This is a genomic window from Streptococcus cristatus (genome assembly GCF_003943465.1).
In the GTDB taxonomy this organism is placed as follows: domain Bacteria; phylum Bacillota; class Bacilli; order Lactobacillales; family Streptococcaceae; genus Streptococcus; species Streptococcus cristatus_C.
The window spans coordinates 1-613 of sequence record NZ_RJPR01000041.1; the positions used below are offsets into that span (position 1 = coordinate 1).

The following is a 613-nucleotide window of genomic DNA, read 5'->3' on the forward strand; positions in this document are numbered from 1 at the left end:
GCTTGGATCGCTCGGATCTTTCGGTGTCAATGGTGTTGTGCCATCTGGGCCTACTGGTGTAGTGCCTGGTACATGTGGAATCACTGGAAGATCAGTACCTGGTTTGCTTGGATCTGTTGGATCGTTTGGATATGGAAGATTTGGNACTTTTGGAAGTCCGTCTGGTACATTTGGTACATATGAACCAAGTTTGCTGTACTTAACTGTTTCTTCGCTATCCTTATCATCAGGAGTGACTGTCTTCGCTGCAACATTGGCCTTATCTGCCACGAATCCAGTCACGACTGGTGTAGCTTCTTGAGCCAATTCTTTCGTAGCTGGTGTCCATGCAGTGAAGGTTTCAACGTTCGTTACACGGTTACGCTCACCTGTACGTGTGAAGGCTGCTTCTTGAGTCACAGGAGCTTTCAGAGCTGGACGACCCGCTGTTTGACCATCTGCGTATTCGTACTTGATNGTACGTGATACTTTCTTGTTGAGCTTAGCTGGGTCTGTAATCTTCTCTGTACCTTGACGAAGAGTAACGGTGAAGGTTTGATCCTTCTTATCGTCATTATCGAAGGTCTTAGGTCCTGCGAACTCATCTGTTACAACTTCGTAACCCTTGTCTGTC

The 613-nt window shown here is 46.8% G+C and carries 1 protein-coding gene; it reads right to left on the minus strand.

Annotated features, from left to right (window positions below; genetic code table 11):
• Positions 1-613 (minus strand): mucin-binding protein (locus D8793_RS12005; protein WP_446677601.1); only part of this gene is annotated, 613 nt, incomplete at both ends.